Annotated in this window: 19 protein-coding genes and 1 pseudogene; 4 read left to right on the top strand and 16 right to left on the bottom strand. The window is 72.7% G+C overall.

The window, feature by feature from the left end; translation table 11 throughout:
- The first annotated feature begins 24 nt into the window (after positions 1–24).
- Both LRS07_RS14490 and LRS07_RS14495 read left to right on the top strand, forming a co-directional pair.
- Positions 25–555 carry a MarR family winged helix-turn-helix transcriptional regulator gene (locus tag LRS07_RS14490; RefSeq protein WP_260498713.1) on the top strand — a complete coding sequence of 177 codons (531 nt, stop codon included), beginning with the start codon at positions 25–27 and terminating at the stop codon, positions 553–555.
- Positions 552–1,505 (top strand): amidohydrolase family protein, encoded by a 954-nt coding sequence (locus LRS07_RS14495; RefSeq protein WP_260498714.1) that lies wholly within the window; start codon positions 552–554, stop codon positions 1,503–1,505. The genes LRS07_RS14490 and LRS07_RS14495 overlap by 4 nt, the downstream gene beginning before the upstream one ends.
- Positions 1,506–1,587: 82 nt before the next feature.
- Here LRS07_RS14495 and LRS07_RS14500 read toward each other — a convergent pair whose 3' ends face one another.
- From LRS07_RS14500 to LRS07_RS14565, 14 genes and pseudogenes are all read right to left on the bottom strand, one after another.
- Positions 1,588–2,772 carry an ABC transporter substrate-binding protein gene (locus tag LRS07_RS14500; RefSeq protein ID WP_260498715.1) on the bottom strand — a complete coding sequence of 395 codons (1,185 nt, stop codon included), beginning with the start codon at positions 2,770–2,772 and terminating at the stop codon, positions 1,588–1,590.
- A gap of 24 nt (positions 2,773–2,796) precedes the next feature.
- Positions 2,797–4,488, bottom strand: a complete 1,692-nt coding sequence (locus LRS07_RS14505; RefSeq protein WP_260498716.1) for a GMC family oxidoreductase — start codon at positions 4,486–4,488, stop codon at positions 2,797–2,799.
- A 43-nt stretch (positions 4,489–4,531) separates the two neighbouring features.
- On the bottom strand, positions 4,532–5,260 hold the full coding sequence (locus tag LRS07_RS14510; protein WP_260498717.1) for an ABC transporter ATP-binding protein: 729 nt from the start codon (positions 5,258–5,260) through the stop codon (positions 4,532–4,534).
- Positions 5,257–6,012 carry an ABC transporter ATP-binding protein gene (locus LRS07_RS14515; protein WP_260498718.1) on the bottom strand — a complete coding sequence of 252 codons (756 nt, stop codon included), beginning with the start codon at positions 6,010–6,012 and terminating at the stop codon, positions 5,257–5,259. Before LRS07_RS14515 ends, LRS07_RS14510 begins: the two co-directional genes overlap by 4 nt.
- Positions 6,009–7,031 (bottom strand): branched-chain amino acid ABC transporter permease, encoded by a 1,023-nt coding sequence (locus LRS07_RS14520; protein WP_260498719.1) that lies wholly within the window; start codon positions 7,029–7,031, stop codon positions 6,009–6,011. Before LRS07_RS14520 ends, LRS07_RS14515 begins: the two co-directional genes overlap by 4 nt.
- Positions 7,031–7,231, bottom strand: a complete 201-nt coding sequence (locus tag LRS07_RS14525) for an ABC transporter permease (protein ID WP_260498720.1) — start codon at positions 7,229–7,231, stop codon at positions 7,031–7,033. The genes LRS07_RS14520 and LRS07_RS14525 overlap by 1 nt, the downstream gene beginning before the upstream one ends.
- On the bottom strand, positions 7,150–7,896 hold the full coding sequence (locus tag LRS07_RS14530) for a branched-chain amino acid ABC transporter permease (RefSeq protein ID WP_260498721.1): 747 nt from the start codon (positions 7,894–7,896) through the stop codon (positions 7,150–7,152). The genes LRS07_RS14525 and LRS07_RS14530 overlap by 82 nt, the downstream gene beginning before the upstream one ends.
- An 8-nt stretch (positions 7,897–7,904) precedes the next feature.
- Positions 7,905–9,110, bottom strand: a complete 1,206-nt coding sequence (locus LRS07_RS14535; protein ID WP_260498722.1) for an ABC transporter substrate-binding protein — start codon at positions 9,108–9,110, stop codon at positions 7,905–7,907.
- Between the two features lie 67 nt (positions 9,111–9,177).
- Positions 9,178–10,551 (bottom strand): LysR family transcriptional regulator, encoded by a 1,374-nt coding sequence (locus LRS07_RS14540; RefSeq protein WP_260498723.1) that lies wholly within the window; start codon positions 10,549–10,551, stop codon positions 9,178–9,180.
- A gap of 16 nt (positions 10,552–10,567) precedes the next feature.
- Positions 10,568–10,927, bottom strand: a complete 360-nt coding sequence (locus LRS07_RS14545; protein WP_260498724.1) for a protocatechuate 3,4-dioxygenase — start codon at positions 10,925–10,927, stop codon at positions 10,568–10,570.
- A pseudogene (locus LRS07_RS14550) lies at positions 10,924–11,800 on the bottom strand (gallate dioxygenase). Before LRS07_RS14550 ends, LRS07_RS14545 begins: the two are co-directional and overlap by 4 nt.
- Before the next feature lie 4 nt (positions 11,801–11,804).
- Positions 11,805–12,266, bottom strand: coding sequence for a nuclear transport factor 2 family protein (locus LRS07_RS14555; RefSeq protein WP_260498725.1), 462 nt, complete (start codon positions 12,264–12,266; stop codon positions 11,805–11,807).
- A complete protein-coding gene (locus LRS07_RS14560) occupies positions 12,263–13,012 on the bottom strand; it encodes an alpha/beta fold hydrolase (RefSeq protein WP_260502121.1) in 750 nt (249 codons plus the stop codon). Before LRS07_RS14560 ends, LRS07_RS14555 begins: the two co-directional genes overlap by 4 nt.
- Positions 13,013–13,100: 88 nt before the next feature.
- On the bottom strand, positions 13,101–14,354 hold the full coding sequence (locus tag LRS07_RS14565; protein ID WP_260498726.1) for a LysR family transcriptional regulator: 1,254 nt from the start codon (positions 14,352–14,354) through the stop codon (positions 13,101–13,103).
- Positions 14,355–14,472: 118 nt separating this feature from the next.
- Between LRS07_RS14565 and LRS07_RS14570 the strand changes: the two genes are divergently transcribed.
- On the top strand, positions 14,473–15,534 hold the full coding sequence (locus tag LRS07_RS14570; RefSeq protein ID WP_260498727.1) for an NAD(P)-dependent oxidoreductase: 1,062 nt from the start codon (positions 14,473–14,475) through the stop codon (positions 15,532–15,534).
- Entirely contained in the window at positions 15,531–16,529 is a 999-nt protein-coding gene (locus LRS07_RS14575; protein ID WP_260498728.1) for a Bug family tripartite tricarboxylate transporter substrate binding protein, read from the top strand. Before LRS07_RS14570 ends, LRS07_RS14575 begins: the two co-directional genes overlap by 4 nt.
- A gap of 108 nt (positions 16,530–16,637) precedes the next feature.
- Here LRS07_RS14575 and LRS07_RS14580 read toward each other — a convergent pair whose 3' ends face one another.
- Both LRS07_RS14580 and LRS07_RS14585 read right to left on the bottom strand, forming a co-directional pair.
- Positions 16,638–17,747, bottom strand: coding sequence for an S-(hydroxymethyl)glutathione dehydrogenase/class III alcohol dehydrogenase (locus LRS07_RS14580; protein ID WP_260498729.1), 1,110 nt, complete (start codon positions 17,745–17,747; stop codon positions 16,638–16,640).
- A gap of 88 nt (positions 17,748–17,835) precedes the next feature.
- Positions 17,836–19,509, bottom strand: a complete 1,674-nt coding sequence (locus LRS07_RS14585; RefSeq protein WP_260498730.1) for a tannase/feruloyl esterase family alpha/beta hydrolase — start codon at positions 19,507–19,509, stop codon at positions 17,836–17,838.
- Positions 19,510–19,559 lie beyond the last annotated feature (50 nt).

Consider the following 19,559-nt stretch of genomic DNA (forward strand, 5'->3'; position numbering starts at 1 on the left):
CGCGGCGCCTTCCTTCCTCACCGCATGCCGCCCGCCCGCCGACCCGCCTCGCCCGCCCGCACGTCCACCCGTGCGGCGACGGCGCGCCGGCGCGCCGTCGGCCCTGCCACGCCGGACGCCACGCTGGACCTGGTGAGCGACTCGCTGGGCTACGCCATCAAGCGTGCCCAGGTGCGCAGCTACGAGATGTTCTTCCGCCAGCTCGGCCAGGACGACCTGTCGCCCGCGCGCATGACCGCGCTGTCGCTGATCGCCACCGAGCAGCAGATCAACCAGGCCACGCTGGGCCTGCGGCTGAAGATCCGCGGCCCCAGCGTGGTCAAGGTGGTCGACGCGCTGGAAGCGCTGGGCCTGGTGCGCCGCGAGCCGGTCGAGGGCGACCGCCGCCGCTACGCGCTGGCGCTGACGCCGGCCGGCCGGCGCAAGCTGCAGCAGTTCCAGGTGAAGGTGGCCGCCTACGAACAGGCGCTGGCCGGCGGCCTGAGCGAGGTCGAGCGGCGCCAGCTGATCGACCTGCTCGAACGCGTGGCCCAGGAACCCCAGGAGACCCGATGAACGCACCGATCGCTGACGAGCACAAGCTGCTCGACGACATCGTCGCGGTGGACGTGCACGTGCACGCCAACCGCTCCACCCGCCTGCCGGAGGACCCGGTGGCCACCGCCTACGACGAGGCGATGTTCGCGTACTTCAAGCAGCGCATGCCGAAGCCGACCATCGCCGAGACGGCCGCGCACTACCGCGAGCGCAAGATGATCGCGGTCATCTTCACCGTCGACACCGAGCGCGGCAACGGCCAGATCCGCATCACCAACGAGGAGGTGGCGGAAGAGGCGGCGCAGCACCCGGACGTGCTGGTGCCCTTCGCCAGCATCGACCCGATGCGCGGCAAGATGGCCGCCCGCGAGGCGCGCACCCTCATCACCGAGTACGGCGTCAAGGGCTTCAAGTTCCACCCGTCGATCCAGGGCTTCTACCCCAACGACCGGGCCTGCTTCGACCTCTACGAGGTGATCTCCGAGCACCGGCTGCCGGCCATCTTCCACAGCGGCCAGACCGGTGCCGGCGCCGGCATGCGCGGCGGCGGCGGCGTGCGGCTGAAGTACTCCGACCCGATGTACCTGGACGACGTGGCGGTGGACTTCCCCGACATGCCCATCGTCATCGCCCACCCGTCGTTCCCCTGGCAGGAGAACGCGCTCGCGGTGGCCACGCACAAGCCCAACGTGTGGATCGACCTGTCGGGCTGGTCGCCGAAGTACTTCCCGCCCATCCTGGTGCAGTACATCAACGGGCTGCTCAAGCACAAGATGCTGTTCGGCTCGGACTGGCCGGTGCTCACGCCCGACCGCTGGCTGGCCGACTTCGCCAAGCTGCCGATCAAGGACGAGGTGCGGCCGCTGGTGCTCAAGCACAACGCGGTCAAGCTGCTCGGACTCGACCGCGACCCGGTGTTCGGCCGCTACCAGCGGCTGCAGCCGCCGCCGGCGGGCGACTGCTGCTGACCGGGCCGCCCCGGCCGGACCCGCAGAGGGGTCCGGCGTTCGCAGGCGACCGTCCCCACGCAGGTGGGGCCGGACGTCCCGCTCACCCCTGCTTGCCGGGGTCCTTCATCTGCTTGCTCGAGTCGATCTCGATGTTCCAGAGCTCGCCGTTGCGGCGCTCGACGCGGCGGATGTAGATGTCCTGCACCACGTCGCGGGTCTGCGCGTCGATGGTCATCATGCCGCGCGGGCTTTCGAAGACCTGGCCCTTCATGCCCTCCAGCAAGGCGTCGCCGCCGCCCTTGCCCTTCGTCGCCTCCAGCGCCTTGGTGATGACACGCATGCCGTCGTAGGCGCCGACCCCCATGAAGGCGGGGCGGACCTTGTGGGCCTTGATGAACTCGCTGACGAAGCGCTTGTTCAGCGCCGACTCGTGCGCCGCCGAGTAGTTGAAGGCGGTCACCGCGCCCAGCGCCACGTCGCCCATGTCGTTGAGGATGTCGTCGTCGGTGAAGCTGCCGTCGCCGATGAGCTTGATGCCGGTCTTGTCCAGCCCGCGCTCGGCGAACTGCTTCATCACCGCCACGCCCTGCCCCGCCGGCACGAAGACGAACAGCGCCTCGGGGTTGGCGTCGCGGACCCGCTGCAGGAAGGGCGAGAAGTCCGGGTTGCGCACCGGCACCCGCAGTTCGGCCAGCACCTCGCCGCCGTTGAGCAGGAAGCGGTTCTTGAAGTACTTCTCGGCGTCCAGCCCCGGGCCGTAGTCGCTGACCAGCGTGACCGCACGCTTGATCTTGTTCTTCGACGCCCATTCGGCCATGGCGGTGGCGGACTGCGGCAGCGTGAGGCTGGTGCGCACGAAGTAGGGCGAGGCGTTGACGATGCTGGAGGTGGCGGCCGACATCACCACCGCCGGCACCTTGGCCTGGGTGATGAGCTGGCTCACCGACAGCGCCAGCGGCGTCAGGCCGAAGCCGGCCAGCACGTCCACCTTGTCGCCGGTGATCAGTTCCTGCGCCACGCGGCGGGTGTTGTCGGCCACGCCGCCGTCGTCCTTGACGATGAGCTCGACGCGCCGGCCGGCGACGGTGCCGCCGTGCTGCGCCAGGTACAGCCGGGCACCGGCTTCCATCTGCCGGCCGGTGGCGGTGAAGGGGCCGGTCAACGGCAGGATGAGGCCGACCTTGAAGGGCGCGGCCTGCTGCGCCAGCGCGGACGGCGACAGCGCGGTGGCGGCGGCCGCAGCGGCGGCCAGCGCCAGGGTCTGGCGGCGGGTGGGATGGGTCATCGTCGTTCTCCTCGGGGGTTGGGATCAGGCGGTCAGGGATTCGGTCTGGCGGTCGGGCGACGCGTCGGCCGTCATGCCGCCGGCAGGCGACTGCGATCGGCGGCGGTCCTCCAGGATGAGCTCGGCGCCCTTCTCGCCGATCACCACCGAGGCCGCCGACGTGTTGCCGGAGATCAGCGTCGGCATGACGGACGCGTCGATCACCCGCAGCCCGTGCAGCCCGTGCACCCGCAGCCGTGCGTCGACCACCGCATCGGCGTCAGGTCCCATGCGGCAGGTGCCCACCGGGTGGAACACCGTCAACGCGGTGGCCCGCGCATGGGCCAGCAGGTCGTCGTCGGTGGCCACGCCCGAACCGGGCTCCACCTCCTCGGGCCGGTAGCGCTGCAGCGGCGCGGCCTGCCACAGGCGGCGGGTGAGCTTGACCGCGTCCACCGCCACCTTCTGGTCGGCTTCGGTGGACAGGAAGTTGCCGGTGATCGCCGGGTGCTCGCGGGTGTCGGCGCCCTTCAGGCGCACATGGCCGCGGCTGGTCGGCCGCAGGTTGCAGATCGAGACCGTCACGCCGTCGAAGGGGTGCACCTCGCCGGCGAACACCTTGGTGCTCATCGGGTTGACGTGGTACTGCACGTTGGGCGTGGCGTGCTCCGGCGCGCTGTGCACGAAGCCGCACAGCTTGGTCGCGGCGGCGGCGAGCGGCCCGCGGTGCAGCAGGAAGTACTCGAGCCCGATGCCCAGCTTGCCGAGCGCGGTGCGGGCGCGGCGGTTGATGGTCTTCACGCCGTGCACCTTGACCACCATGCGCGTCTGGAGGTGGTCCTGCAGGTTCTCGCCGACGCCGGGCAGCGCGTGCTGCACCGGCACGCCGGCCGCCGCCAGCACCTGCGGGGCGCCGATGCCCGAGGCCTGCAGCAGCTGCGGCGAGGCGATGGCGCCGGCGGCGACCAGCACCTCGGCGTCGGCGTCGGCACGCTCCAGCCGGCCGCCGCGCCAGAACTCGACGCCCACCGCGCGCCGGCCCTGCAGCACGATGCGCCGCGCATGCGCGTCCGACAGCACGGTGAGGTTGGGCCGGTGGCGCACCGCGTCGAGGAAGGCGCTGCGCGCCGACACCCGCACCCCGCGCCGCGAGCTGACGTGGAAGTAGCCCAGCCCGTGGCAGGCGCCGATGTTGACGTCGTCGACGTGCGGGATGCCCAGTGTCTGCCCGGCCTCGATGAAGCGGTCGAGGATCTCCCAGCGGCTGCCGATGTCGCCCACATGCCATTCGCCGCCGGCGCCGTGGTGCTCGCTGGCGCCGCCGTGGAAGTCCTCGTGGCGTTTGAACAGCGGCAGCAGGTCGGCGAAGCCCCAGCCGGGGTTGCCCAGGTCGCGCCAGCGGTCGTAGTCCTGCGACTGGCCGCGGATGTAGACCATGCCGTTGATCAGCGTCGAGCCGCCGAGGCCGAAGCCGCGCGGGATGGGGATGCGCCGGCCGTTCAGCGCGGGCTCGGGTTCGGTCTTGTAGCGCCAGTCGGTGGCGGCGTTGCCGATGGTCTTGTACAGGCCGAGCGGGATCTTGACCCAGAAGTGCGGCTTGCTGCTGCCGGCCTCCAGCAGCAGCACCTTGACCGACGGGTCGGCGCTCAGGCGGTAGGCCAGCACGCAGCCGGCGGCGCCGGCGCCGACGATCACGTAGTCGAAGCGGCCGAGGGGGGTGGCGTTGTCCTGCTCCATGTCTTGTCCTGCGGTCTGTCGTGTCGTCTGTCGTGGCGTCGGTTCAGCCGGCCGTGGCCAGCCGCTCGTCGCCGATGCCCAGCAGGCGCGCCTGGGCCTGGGCATCGCCGCGCAGCGGCGCGCTGGGCCCGCGGTGCACCACGCGGCCGCGGTCGAGCACCATCACCTCGTCGGCGAAGGCCAGCGCCAGCTCGGCCTTCTGCTCCACCAGCACGATGGCCATGCCGCCGTCGGCGCGCACCTGGCGCAGCGCGTCGAACAGGCCCTCGACGATGATGGGCGCCAGGCCCTCCATCGGCTCGTCGAGCAGCAGCACCCGCGGCCCGCCGACCAGCGCCCGCGCCACGGCCAGCATCTGCTGCTCGCCGCCGGACAGCCGGTTGCCGGTGTTGGCGGTGCGCTGGCGCAGGCCGGGAAAGAGGTCCAGCACCCGCTCCACCGACCAGCCGCCGGGCTGCACGGCCACGGCCAGGTTCTCCAGCACGGTGAGGGAGCGGAAGATCTCGCGTTCCTGCGGCACGTAACCCAGGCCGTGCCGCGCGCGCCAGTGCACCGGGCGGTGGGTGATGTCGTCCCCCTCCAGCCGCAGGCGGCCGCCGTGGCGGGTGGTCAGGCCCATGAGCGTGGCCAGCAGCGTGGTCTTGCCCACGCCGTTGCGGCCGAGCACGGCCAGGCAATCGCCCGCGTTCACCGAGAAGCCGACGCCGTCGAGCACCACGGTCTCGCCGTAGCCCGCGACCAGGCCTTCGGCTTCCAGCAGCGGGGCCGTCATGCCGGCACCCCCTGCCCCAGGTACACCGCCCGCACCCGGTCGTCGGCGGCGATCTGCGCCGGCGTGCCGGCGCACAGCACCCCGCCCTGCACCAGCACGACGATGCGCCGGGCGAAGCGGAACACCAGGTCCATGTCGTGCTCGATCATGAGGATGGCGATGTCGGGCGGCAGTTCGTCCAGCACCCGGTGGATGAGGCCGACCTCGGCGGTGGGCACGCCGGCGGCCGGTTCGTCGAGCAGCAGCACCCGGGGCCGCAGCGTCAGCGCGATGCCGATCTCCAGCAGCCGCTGCTGGCCATAGGCCAGCTCGCGCACGCTGCGCTGGCCGACGCCGTGCAGGCCCAGCCGCTGCAGCATGGCGTCGGCCTCGGCCAGGCAGCGCCGCCACGCCGCGCCGTAGCGCAGCATGCGCCAGGCCAGCCGCTCGCGCTCGGCGATGGCGATGGCCAGGTTCTCGCGCGCCGGCGTCTCCGGCAGCAGGGTGTTGAGCTGGTGGGTGCGCACCAGGCCGCGGCGCACCCGCACCTCCGGCCGGTCGCGGGTGATGTCCTCGCCGTCCAGGCGCACGCTGCCGTGGTCGGGCGCCAGCACGCCGGTGATCAGGTTCACCAGCGTGGTCTTGCCGGCGCCGTTGGGGCCGATCAGCGCCAGCCGCTCGCCGGTGGCCAGCGACAGGTCCACGTCACGGGTCACGGCCAGGGCGCCGAAGCGCTTGCCGAGGCCGCGCACCTGCAGCACTTCGGCGGTCACTTCGTTTCCTCCCGCCGTCCGCCGAGCCGGCGGCGCACGGCGTCGACCAGCGACATCAGCCCGCCCTCCAGCGCCAGCACGCTGACCATCAGCAGCAGGCCGATGACCAGCATCCAGTAGAAGGGGTTGACCTGCGCCGCCACGTCCTGCACCACGACGTACAGCGCGGCGCCGATGAAGGCGCCGTAGAGCCGCCGCGTGCCGCCCAGCACCAGCATCACCACCGCCATGCCGGAGACCATGACGCTCAGCGTGTTCAGCCCGACGAAGCGGGTGGTCTGCGCCGACAGCGCGCCGGCGCTGCCGGCCATGGCGGCCGACAGGCCGTAGGCCACCACCAGCCGGCCCCACACCGGCGTGCCGATGGCGCGCATGCGCGCGGGGCTCTGGCGGATGCCGTCGAGCGAGCGGCCGAACGGCGAATGCACCACCCGCCAGGCGATGACGAACCAGACGAACAGCACCGCCAGGCTGTAGAGGTAGGCCGTGCGCTTGTAGAGGTCGAAGCGGAACAGCCCCAGCACCAGGCCCATGGTCATGCCCTGCAGGCCGTCGTCGCCGCCGGTCCAGGACTTGGCCTGGTTGGCCACCTCGGCGACCAGCGAGGCGATGGCCAGCGTCAGCATCAGCAGCGTCACGCCCTCGGTGTGCAGGATGAGCAGGCCGCACAGCAGGCCGAAGGCGCCGGTGACGGCGGTGGCCACCAGCAGGCCGGTGACCGGGTCGGGGCTGACGTGGATGGCGAAGATGCCGGCCGCATAGGCGCCGGCGCCGAAGAACACCGCATGGCCCAGCGTGACGATGCCGGCGTAGCCCAGCACCAGGTCCAGCGACAGCGTGAGCAGCACCATCACCAGCACGTTGGTCGCCAGCGCCAGCGAATCGGGCACCAGGAAGTACGCCGCCACCGCCGCCGCCCAGGGCAGCGCATGGCCGACGGCGGCGGTGGCGCCGTGGCGCGGGCCGGGCACGGCGGCCAGCGCCGGCGCGGCGGGTCGAAGCGGCGGGGCGCTGCCCATCACCCGAGGTGCCGCGCGGGCATCAGGCCGTGGGGCCGCCACAGCAGCACGCCCAGCACCAGTCCGAAGACCAGGTAGGGCGCCACGTGCGGCACCAGGTACTTGCCGGCGGTGTCGATCAGGCCGATGGCCACCGCGGCGACGAACGAGCCCTTGAAGTTGCCGAGGCCGCCGACGGCGACGACGACCAGGAACAGCACCAGGTGCTTGAGCGCGTAGAACGGCTCCAGCGGCAGCAGCTCGGCGCCGAGCACCCCGCCCAGCGCCGCCAGCCGCAGGCGCCCATGAAGGTGATGGTGAAGAGCCGGTTGACGTCCATGCCCACCGCGCGGGCCATGCGCGGGTTGTCCACCGCCGCGCGCAGCCGGGCGCCGAACAGCGAGCGGTCGATCAGCCACCACAGCCCGCCGCCCAGCGCCAGCCCGGCGGCGATGACGAACAGCCGGTAGCGGGGATAGGTGCGGAAGCCGATGTCCACCTCGCCGGCCAGCGCCGCCGGCAGCGGCAGGCTCTGGATGCCGGTGCCGAAGAGGCCGGTGAGCGCGGCGATGATGACGAACACCAGGCCGAAGGTCATCAGCACCTGCGGCAGCTCGCCCTTGCGGTACAGCGGCCGGAAGACCAGCCGCTCGGCCACGCCGCCGACCGCGGCCACCGCCACCACCGCGGCGGCGACCGCCAGCAGGAAGGGCCAGCCGGCGGCCAGCAGCACGGCGGCCATGTAGCCGCCCATCATGGCGAAGCCGCCGTGCGCGAGGTTGACCACGCGCATCAGGCCCATGGTGACGGTCAGGCCGGCGGAAATGATGAACATCACCATCCCGTAGGCCAGTCCGTCGAGCACGACGGTGAGCAGCGACCCCATGGCGCGACCTACTTGGCGCCGGGCTTGGTCTCCGGGTTCCACTCCTTCCACGGGTCCTTGACCATCGGGATGGTGGCGATGTTCACGTTGACCAGCCGGCCGCCCTGCTGCTGCACGCGCCGCACGTAGATGTTCTGCACGATGTCGCGGGTGTCGGGGTCGATCATCACCGGGCCGCGCGGGCTGTCGAACTTCATGCCCTTCCACAGGCCGACCGCCTGGTCGCCGGTGAACTTCGGGCCGAACTTCTGCACGGCGGCGTAGACCAGCCGCATGCCGTCGTAGGCCGACACCAGCTCGGTGTCCGGTGTGGTGTCGCGGCCGTACTTCTCCACCAGCGTCTTGCGCAGCTGCTGGTTCAGCGGGTTGTCGATGGTCTCGGTGTAGTGCGAGGCGGAGATCACGTCCAGCGCGCCGGGGCCGATCTTCGGCAGGTCGATCTCCTGCGTCTCGTTGGTGGCCAGCAGCCGGATGCCGGCCGGCTTCAGCCGCGAGGTCCAGGTGTTCATCATGCCGATGGCCGGCGGGCCGCCCGGGCTGAACATGAACAGCGCCTCGGGCTTGCGGGCCAGCACCCGCTCGAAGTAGGGCGAGAAGTCGGTGGTGGCGATCGGCACCCGGATCGACTCCATGATCTCGCCGCCCTCGGCCTTGAAGGTGCGCACGAAGGCCTCCTCGCCGTCGTAGCCCGGGCCGTAGTCGAAGACCATGGTCATGGCGCGCTTGACGCCGTTCTTGGCCGCCCACTGCGCCAGCGGCACGGTGTTCTGCGCCAGCGTGAAGCTGGTGCGCACGAAGTACGGCGAGCGCCGCGGGATGACCGAGGTGGCGGCGTTGAAGACGATGGCCGGCACCTTGGCCTCGTTGAGCACCTCGGCCGCCGCCAGCGCGTTGGGCGTGAGCACGAAGCCGCCGATGACCTGCACCTTCTCGCGCAGGATAAGCTCCTCCACCAGCTGCCGCGCCCGCGCCGGGTCGACGCCACCGACGTCGCGGTAGACGACCTCGATCTTGTGGCCGGCCACGGTGGCGCCGTTGTGCGCCTGGAAGGCCTCGATGCCGAACTTCATCTGCTCGCCGAAGCGGGCGAAGGCACCGGAGAAGGTGCCGACGATGCCGACCTTGACGGTGTCGGCGGCGGCCGCGGTGGACAGGGTGGCGGCGGCCGCGGCGGCGCAGGCGGCCAGGACGGCGCGTCGGGTGATGCTCTTCATGTCGGTCTCCTGGGGTCGGGGTGCCGCGGCTTCATGGCGGCCGCGGTCGGGGGAAGAAGGGCTCGGCTCAGCCGCTGCCCGGCGGTCGCGGCCGTGGCGCCGCGTGCTCGCCGCACAACGAGCGCAGCGCCTGCAGCAGCGCCTTCAGGCCTTCGGTCTGCATGGCGTCGGCGCGGGTCATCAGGCCGATTGGCAGGCGGGCCGCGGGCAGCGCCACCGGCAGCACCTGCAGCAGGCCCTGGCGCCGCTCGTGCTCGATCTGGAAGTGCGACAGCACCGACAGGCAGTCGCTTTCCAGCAGCAGCGAACGCACCAGCGCCACGCTGCTGGCCTCCAGCGCCCCTTCGGGCACCGCCAGGCCGGCGGCCAGCATCGCGCCCTCGACCATGTTGCGGGCACGGGCGCGTCGGAACGGCAGCACCCATTCGCAGGCCTGCAGTTCGTCGAGGGCGACGGTGCGCCGCGCCGCCAGCGGGTGGCCGGCGCGGGCGACCACGGACAGCTGGTCGTCGAACAGGTGCTCCTGTTCGACGTCGGACGGCATGCGCGGGTGCAGCGCGCCGACCAGCACGTCGATGTCGCCGCAGCGCAGGCCCTTGAGCAGCACGTCGTACGGCGCCTCCAGCACGGTCAACCGCAGGTCGGGGTGCTGGCGGGCCAGCCGCATCACCGCGCGCGGCGCGATGTGGGCGCCGGTCAGCGGCAGCGCACCCACCGTCAAGCGGCCGCGCACCTGGCCGAGCTGGGCCGCCAGGTCGGCGACGCCGGCGGCCATCTCGCTCAGCACCAGCTTGGCGCCGCGGATGATGACCTCGCCTTCCAGCGTTGGCACCATGCCCTTCGGGTTGCGCACGAAGAGCTGGACGCCGAGCAGCGCCTCCAGGTCGCGCAGCGCCAGGTTGACCGCCGGCTGCGAGATGCCGAGCTGGCGGGCCGCGGCGGTCTCGGTCTGGAAGTCGGCGATGGTGCTCACCGCCTGCAGGTGGCGCTGCGACACCTTGCCGACCAGGCCCTTGCTGCCGTCGGAGCCCAGGCGCCGCTCGGCGGCTTCCAGGTAACCCAGCGAGCGGCTGGCGCGTTCGACCAGGCGCTCGCCGAAGGCGGTGGGCACCATGGCCTTGGGCGTGCGCTCGAACAGCGTCACGCCCCATTCGGCCTCCAGCGCGCGCACCGCGCGGGTGACGGCCGATTGCGTCAGGTGCAGCCGGTCGGCGGCGCGGTTGACGCTGCGGCACTGCGCCACCGCCACCAGCGCCCGCAGGCGGCGCATGTTGAGTTCCGGCCCCTGCGGCGACAGCGCGGGGCTGTCGGGTGCGGCGGCGCTGCGCGGCCGCGGCCGGCTGGCCGGTGCCGGCGTCGGCGTCCCGGCATCGACCAGCGCCTGCAGCCCCGGGAAGCGGCAGGCGGCCGCGTCGAGGTCGGTGACGACATCGTCCAGCATCGCTCGCTCCTCGTCGTCAGCGCGCCTCGGGCACGCGACGGGTCTTCATGAAGTCCTCGAAGCTCTCGCCGCGCATCAGCGCGTAGACCTCGAGGTTCGACTTGCGCACCACGCGGGCGTACTTCTCCAGGACGAAGAAGTTGACGCCGTAGCGCACCAGGCCCAGCCAGTCCTGCGCGGTGACCAGCGCCCGCTCCTCCTCGGTGAGGCCGGCGGCGTCGAAGGCGGCCTGCGGGTCGCCGAGCAGCTGCTGGCGGGCCTCGGGCAGCGCCAGCCGCCAGAAGAAGCGGTTGAGGCGCAGCGCGCGGACGCTGGTGCGCAGGTCGAAGGGGTAGGTGCCCTCGACCTGCTCGATGCCGGCCAGCTGCGGGTTCATTGCGGCGGCTCCAACGGCTCGCCCGCGCCGGCCGGGTCCGCCTCCTCGTACAGCACCACCGTCATCGCGGTGGTGGTGGCCAGGTAGTAGTTGCGGTGCAGCTCGCGCAGGCGGTCGGGCAGCGCGCCGCGCATCGCCAGCCACATGATCACCTCCGCGCCTTCCGCACCACCGAGCCGAACGAAGTCGGCATGGCGCAGCGCGGTCAGCTGCTGCGGGTCGTCGCGCAGCAGCCGCAGGAACTCCATGTCCCACTCGGTGTTGTTGAAGCCGGTGCGCTCGCCGTGGATCTGGTGCGACAGGCCGCCGGTGCCCACCACCACCACCTTCAGATCCTCCGGGAAGGACTGCACCGCCCGGCGCACCGCCTGGCCCAGCTTCCAGCAGCGCAGGGCGGTGGGCATGGGGTACTGCAGCACGTTGACCTCGATCGGCAGCACCGCGCCCGGCCAGTCCGGCGCATGCGGCCACAGCAGCGGCAGCGGCGAATGGCAGCCATGGTCCAGCGGCCGGTCCTGGAACACCGCCATGTCGAACTCGTCGTTGACCAGCGACTCGGCGACGTGGATGGCCAGTTCCGGGTGGCCCTTGATGTCGGGCAGCGGGCGCAGGCCGGCGCCTTCGTCGGCCAGCTTGAACTCGGGGCTGACGCCGATGGCGAAGGTGGGGTAGAGGTCGAAGAAGAAGCTGTTGGCGTGGTCGTTGTAGAAGAACAGCAGCACGTCCGGCTTCGTGCGCGCCAGCCAGTCGGCCACCGGCCGGTAACCCTCGAACAGCGGCGCCCAGGCGGGCTCCGCGGTGCGGCCCTTTGTCGTAGGTGACGCCGATGGTGGGCACGTGCGAGGTGCCGATGCCGCCGATGATGCGGGCCACGGTGTCAGCCTCCTGCGGCGGCGGTGGGGGCGTACAGCACGAAGCGCGCGCTGCGGTGCGCGAAGCGCCAGCCCTCGGCGGTCAGGCGCAGGCGGTCGTCGAACTCGCCCAGCACCTGGGCCGTCGCCGGTCGACCCTGCGCGCCTTCGGCATCCGCCCGGCTGCCGGTCCACAGCAGCACCGAGCTGGCGACACGGGCCTCGCCGTCGCCCAGCAGCTCGACGCGGCTGTTGGTCACGATGTGGCAGGTCATGCGGTCGGGGGCGCGGCTGGCGTACGCGGCGGCGATGGCGGCCCGTCCCACCAGCGGCTGGCCGCCGGGACGCTGCAGCACGCCGTCCTCGCAGAAGAGCGCGGCGAAGGCCTCGGGCCGGCCACCGTCCACCGCGGCGGCGGCGTCGAGCACCAGGCGGCGGCAGGCGTCCTCGGCCAGCAGGCGCTGCAGGGGGTCGAGGTGGCCGTTCACGTCGCCGTCTCCATCCAGGCGCGCAGCGCCTGCGTCACCGCCGCCGGCTGCTCCATCGTGCTCATGTGGCCGCTGTCCTCGATGACGGCCAGCCGCGACGCCGGCAGCAGGCGCTGCATCTCCTCGTGGCGGGCCAGCGGGCTCCAGGCGTCCTGACGCCCGCACAGCAGCACGGTCGGGCAGCGCACGCCGGCCAGCACGCCGCGGGCGTCGGGACGCGCCAGCAGGGCGTTGATCTGCGCCTCGAACTGCGGGGGGCTGCGACGCTCGATCATGGCCAGGATCTCGGCAAACAGCGGACCGTCGAGCCGCGACGGGTGCACCATGCCGCGCGCCCATTCGGCGCCCATGGCACGCATGCCGTGCTCGCGGGCGATGGCCAGCAGCGCCAGGCGCTTGTCGCGCTCCTGCACGCCGGCCTCGCCCTCGGGCAGCGGGTCGACGCCGGTGTCCATCAGCATCAGGCGCTGCACGCGCTGCGGCGCCAGGCGCACCACCTCCAGCGCCACCCGGCCGCCCATCGAATGGCCGGCCAGCGAGAAGCCGCCGGCGGGTGCCATCGACAGCACCTGCTCGGCCATGTCGGTCAGGCTGGCGCGCAGGCCCCAGTCGGGCACCCGGCAGTCCACCGCGGCGCCCAGCGCCTCGCGCTGCTGGGCCCAGACCTGCTCGTCGCAGAGCAGTCCGGGCAGCAGCAGCAGGACCGGTCGCTCGGCGCGGGTGGGGGGTGGCGGTGTCGGCGGGATGGGGCATGGCGGCGTTCCGAGGGCCGCAGGATGGCACCCGCCACCGCGGTCCACCAATGCCGTGACCGCGCTGCGGTATCCGATCTGGTTATGACCCGGCGGCCGGCACGGACTCGCGCAGCGCCTGCAGCAGCAGCTGCAGGTCGGCCGAAGGACGGCCGTTGGCGCGCCACACCAGGCCGATGCGCCGGGCGGTGCCGGGCAGGGCCAGCGGCAGCGGCGCCAGCGGCGCGGCGTCGGGCTGCAGGGCCTCGCCGCGCGAGGCCAGCGCGAGTCGGCCGGTCTGCAGCACCAGCGAGCGGACCATGACCGGGCTGCCGGCGTGGATGGCGTTCGCCGGGTCCGGCAGGCCGGCGGCCTGCAGCACCCGCTGCAGCGCCGCGCTGGCCGGCGAGCCTGGCAGCGGCAGCACCCAGGCCTGGCCCGGCAGGTCGCGCAGGCGCAGCCGTGCGCGCGCCAGCAGCGGGTGGCCGGGCGGCGCCACCACGGCCAGCTCGTCCTCGAACAGCACCTCCTGCAGCACCTCGTCGGCGCCGGCGGCCGGCCGCAGCGCACCGACCAGCAGGTCGATGTCGGCGCGCCGCAGCTGGGCCATCAGGCTTTCGTAGGTGCCGTCGACGAGGCGCACGGTCAGCCCGGGATGGCGCCGGACCACCGCCTCCACCGCCTTCGGCAGCAGCAGCGACACCGACAGCGGCAGCATGCCGACCACCACCTCGCCGCGGATGGCGCCGCGCCAGGCGGCGAGGTCGGTCTCCAGCGCCCGTGCCTCGGCCAGCGCCAGCTGCACCCGGCGCAGCAGCGCCTCGCCGGCGTGGGTGGGCCGGCTGCCGCGGGTGGACTTCTGAAACAGCGGCACGCCCACCAGGCGCTCCAGCTCGGCCAGGGCGCGGTGCACCGCGGGCTGGCTCAGGCGCAGCGACTGCGCGGCCCGCGTCTCGCTGCCGCCCGCGGCCACCGCGACGAAGGCGCGCAGCCCGGCCGGCGCCACGCCGGCGGCAAAGCGCTCGGGCAGCGGCAGCCGCGCGGCCTTCAGCGCCGCCAGCCGCTGCGCCTCTTCCGCCCCGCGGCGCAGCTGCGCCAGCAACGCCTCGGCGCGCTCGCCCAGCTGGCGGCCGGCTTCGGTGGGCGCCATGCCGCGGGCGCCGCGGTCGAACAGCCGCAGCTGGCAGGCCGCCTCCAGTTCGAGGATGGCGCGCGTGACCGCGGGCTGCGACAGGTGCACCGCCTCGGCCGCCCGCAGCGCGCTGCCCAGCCGCACGATGGCCACCAGGCAGCGCAGGGCGCGCAGCCGGTCGAGCACCGCCGGCACCTCCCGCCAGACGGGGGTCGAGTGGGGCAACAAAGTCGTGTCAATCATCGTGAACCCGAGGGTCTGCCGAATGCTATAGCCGGCGCGCATAGCTTAAGGGCCATTGATCAGAGCTTCGGCCGGCGGCTTGCCTCAACATCCAACCTCGATGAACCCTGCCCACTTCGACGTCGCGGTCTGCGACTGCTTCCCCCACCTCGCGCCCGTGTTCGACCGGCTGAGCGATCGCCTGCGCGCCGACGGCCGCAGCTTCCGGCGCTTCGCGTCGCACCAGGCGCTGCTGGCCGACCCCGCCGCGCTCGCCGGCCCCCGCGTCATCGCGGGCTTCGGCGGCATGCGGGTCGACGCCGGCGTGCTGGCGCAGGCGCCGCAGCTGGCCGGCATCGTGTCGGTGGTCTCGGGCACCGAGGGCCTGGACGTCGCGGCCGCCACCGCCGCCGGGGTGCTGATCGCCCATGCGCCCACCGAGGAGAACGTGCGCGGCATCGCCGAATCGGCGCTGCTGCTGATGCTGCACCTGATGTACGACCTGGACAGCACCCGCGACAACCTGCGCCTGCAGCGGCCGCGGCCGAACCCGGTGCGCGCGCGCCTGCTCAAGGGCAAGACCATCGGCCTGGTCGGCTGGGGCCGCATCGCGCAGGTGGCGGCCGAACTGCTGGCGCCCTGGCAGGCCCGGGTGCAGGTGCACAGCCGCCGCGACGGCGACATCGGCCTGCCGCCCGGCGTGCAGCGCGCCGCCAGCCTGGACGCGCTGATGGCCGAGGCCGACATCGTCTGCGTGCTGGCCGGTGCCCAGGCCGGCAGCGGGCCGCTGATCGACGCCCGGCGGCTGGCGCTGATGAAGCGCGACGCCTACTTCATCAACCTGTCGCGCGGCGTCAACGTCGACGAGGCGGCGCTGGCCGAGGTGCTGCGCCGGCGGGCCATCGCCGGCGCGGCACTGGACGTGTTCGCCGTCGAGCCGCTGCCGGCGGACTCGCCGCTGCGCGCGCTCGACAATGTCATCCTCACGCCGCACCACGTCGGCCACACCCGCGAGGGCGACGATTCGCTGGAGCTGGCGCTGCAGGACAACGTGATCGCACTGCTGCGCGGCGAGCCGCCGCGCTTCCTGCGCAACCCCGAGGCGCTGCCCGCCTGGCGCGACCGCCTGGCGGCCCGACGCCTTTCCCTCCATCCCCCTCACCACCCGAGAACAAGACCATGACCGGAGACCGCTTCCGTCCCCTGCCCCGTCGACGCCTGCTGGCCGCCGCCGCCTCGCCGCTGGCCGCCCTGCTGCCGTCGACCGCGTCGGCCCAGGGCTTCCCGTCCAAGCCGGTGCGCATCGTCGTCAACAACGCCACCGGCGGCGCCACCGACCTGCTGGCCCGCGCCATCAGCCAGCCGGTGCAGGAAGGCCTGGGCCAGAGCGTGGTGGTCGACAACCGCGGCGGCGCGGGCGGGCTGCTGGGCGGCGAGGTGGTGGCCACCTCGGCCCCCGACGGCCACACCATGCTGCTGACCGCGGGCAGCATGGTGGCCATCGGCCCGCACCTGTACAAGAAGATGCCGTTCGACCCGGTCAAGGACCTGGTGCCGGTGGCGCCGCTGGGCCGGGCCACGCTGTTCCTGCTGGTGCGCCCGGCCGTGCCGGCGAACAACGTGCAGGAGTTCATCCGCCACCTCAAGGCCAACCCCGGCAAGCTGAGCTACGGCTCGGCCGGCAACGGCAGCTCGCTGCACCTGGCCGGCGAGATGTTCAAGAGCCAGGCCGGCGTCTTCGCGGTGCACGTGCCGTACCGCGGCGCCGGGCCCGCCATCCAGGACCTGCTGGCCGGCCAGATCGACTTCATCTTCGATTCGGGCACCGGCCTGGAGCAGGTGCGCGCCGGCAAGCTCAAGCTGCTGGCGGTGGCCAACCTGCAGCGCTCGTCGCAGTTCCCCGACGTGCCGACGCTGAACGAATCGGGCCTCAAGGGCTTCGACGCCGGCAGCACCTACGGCCTGTTCGCGCCGGCCGGCACGCCGGCCGACGCGGTGCAGCGGGTCAACCGCGAGGTGGTGCGCGCGCTCGGGATGAAGAACGTGCGCGACCGCATCCAGTCGATGGGCGCCGAGCCCACGCCCGGCACGCCGGCCGACCTGGCGCGCATCACCGCCGACGACAGCCGCCGCTTCGGCGCCATCGTCCGCGAACGCAAGATCGCGCTCGACTCCTGAGCCGGAGGCGGCCGGCGCCTTCAGTGGCGCACGGGGCCGCCCGAAGCCACTGAACGGAACGGCCCCTCGGGGGGCCGCGAACAGCGTGAGCGTGGGGGCCTCGGTTCTTCAGTAGTGGACGACCGAGCGGATCGACTTGCCCTCGTGCATCAGGTCGAACGCCTCGTTGATGTCCGACAGCGGCATGGTGTGGGTGACGAAGGGCGCCAGGCGGATGCGGCCCTCCATCGCGTCCTCCACCATGCCGGGCAGTTCGCTGCGGCCCTTGACGCCGCCGAAGGCGGTGCCCAGCCAGCGCCGGCCGGTGACGAGCTGGAACGGCCGGGTGGAGATCTCCTGTCCCGCGCCGGCCACGCCGATGATCACCGATTGGCCCCAGCCGCGGTGCGCGCACTCGAGCGCCGCGCGCATGACGTTGACGTTGCCGATGCACTCGAAGGAGTGGTCGACGCCCCAGCCCGTCATCTCGACGATGACCTGCTGGATCGGCTTGTCGTGGTCCTTCGGGTTGACGCAGTCGGTGGCGCCCATCTCCTTGGCGAGCGGGAACTTCGACGGGTTGGTGTCGACGGCGATGATGCGGCCGGCCTGCGCCTGCTTCGCGCCCTGCACCACCGCCAGGCCGATGCCGCCGAGGCCGAACACCGCCACGCTGTCGCCGGGCTGCACCTTGGCCGTGTTCTTCACCGCGCCGAGGCCGGTGGTGACGCCGCAGCCGAGCAGGCAGACGTGCTCGGGGTTGGCCTCGGGGTTGATCTTGGCCAGCGACACCTCGGCCACCACGGTGTACTCGCTGAAGGTGGAGCAACCCATGTAGTGGTACAGCGGCTGGCCGTTGTACGAGAAGCGGCTGGTGCCGTCGGGCATCACGCCCTTGCCCTGCGTGGCGCGCACCGCCACGCACAGGTTGGTCTTGCCGCTCTTGCAGAACAGGCACTGGCCGCACTCGGCGGTGTAGAGCGGGATGACGTGGTCGCCGGGGACCACGCTGGTCACACCCTCGCCCACCTCGACGACGATGCCGGCGCCCTCGTGGCCCAGCACCACCGGGAACAGCCCCTCCGGGTCGTCGCCGGACAGCGTGAAGGCGTCGGTGTGGCAGACGCCGGTGTGGGTGATCTTGACCAGCACCTCGCCCTTGCGGGGCGGCGCGACGTCGATCTCGACGATCTCAAGCGGCTTGCCGGCGGCGAAGGCAACGGCGGCACGGGATTTCATGGGCGGTTCCTCGAAGGGTCAGGGGTTGCGCCGCATTCTGCAATGCACCGGCCGCCGCTGCCGGGGCCGAAGCGGCCCCGGCGCCCGCTCAGGACGTCACGCAGTCGTAGCTGGCCGCGCTGTTGACGTCGCCGCTGCCACGGTACTTCGGCCAGGCCGGGAAGACGCACATCGGCCGGGTGCGGCCGGCGTTGGCGCCGGTGTTGCCGTCGATCGCGGTCAGCGTGCCGGGCGCCTGGCCGCGCTCCACCCAGTCCTCCAGCACCTTCAGGCCGTCGTACTTGGCGTTGAAGGGACCGAAGCCGTGGCCGAGGCCGGGGACGACGTAGAAGCGCAGGAAGCTGTCCAGCCCCGCCTGCCCCTGCGCCGCCACCTGCCGGTTGTAGTAGGCGATGGAGTTGTGCGGCGTGATGAAGTCGTCCGCCGTGCCGTGGGTCATCAGGATCTTGCCGCCCTTGTTGCGGAAGGCGGTCAGCGGCACGTCGGTCACGTCCATGATGGTGCCCACCTCCTGCGTGCGGGCGCGCAGCGCCGGCGTGGCGTTGGGGTCGAAGGTCAGCGGGTCCAGCGCCGGGTTGCGGCTGATGATGTACTTGGTCGTGCCCGAGCCGGCGTTGTAGAGCAGCGCGTCGGCGCCGGTCGGCGGGTTGCTGGGCACGGCCCGGGTGCCGAAGGTCGAGCCGCCGACGAACTGCGCGCCTTCCAGCAGCGGCCAGCGCGGGAACTCGTCCATGCCGGCGATGGGGAAGCCGGGCCGGTACGGCGTGACGATCTGCTCCACCGCCGCCAGCTGCGCGTCCGACAGGCAGGTGTTGCCGGTGTCGGTGCCGCCCGGGCAGCGCAGCGTGCTGCGCACGGTGGTCATGTTGAACGCCGCGTTGCAGGCCGCCACGTTGCTGATGATGCCGTCCACCGCGCCGTCCATCGCCACCGTGTCGCAGGCCGCGTAGGCCGCATCGACGATGAGCTTGGTCTTGGCCGCGTTGAGCCAGCCGGCGCCGCCGTTGCCGTACACCGCCTTGCCGACGTTGAGCGAGCCCAGGTGCAGCAGCGTCACGTTGTAGGCCGGGTAGTTGGCCACCACGCCGTCGTAGTCGGCCGGGTAGCGCGCCGCGGCGTCCAGCGCCTCGTGCCCGCCCTGCGAGTTGCCGACGAAGTAGAAGCGCGCCGGGGCGCGGCCGTAGCGCCGCTTGACGATCTCCACCGCCACGTCGTGGGTCTTCTTGATCGACTCCTTGCCGTAGTTCAGCAGCGCCTCGTCGTTGAGGCCGAAGGTGGCGTCGAAGCCGCCCGAGCCCTTGTGCCCGCCGTCGCTGCCCAGCGTGACGTAGCCCTGGCGCAGCGGCGGCTGCACGGTCGAGGGCTGGATGCCGGCGGCGCCCAGGCCGGTGACCAGCGAGCCGTTGAGCCCGCCGCCGCCCAGCTGCACCGCCTTGTCGTTCCAGGCGGTGGGCAGGTTGACCTGGAACTCCGTGTTCGGCGCCGCCGCCGACACCGGCAGGATCAGACCCTTGACGGCGCAGTACTCGCCCAGCGTGTTGCCGCTGGCGTCGGCGGCGACCAGCGTCGCCGTCTGCACCACCGCACCGGAGGTCGGCAGGCCGATGGCCGACGCGGGCAGCGCCAGGCCGCGCAGCGCGGTGCAGGCGTCCTGCGCGCTCAGCGTCGGGGCCGGGTCGTCGCCGCCGCCGCCGCAGGCGGTCAGGGCGGCGGCGGCGAGCACGCACAGCGGCACCGCCAGGAAGTGGGTGGAACGGTCCATCAGGGGGTCTCCTCGTGGTTGGGATGGCCGGACGCGGCAGCATTCAGCGT

It is taken from the genome of Aquabacterium sp. J223, assembly GCF_024666615.1.
Classification (GTDB): domain Bacteria; phylum Pseudomonadota; class Gammaproteobacteria; order Burkholderiales; family Burkholderiaceae_C; genus J223.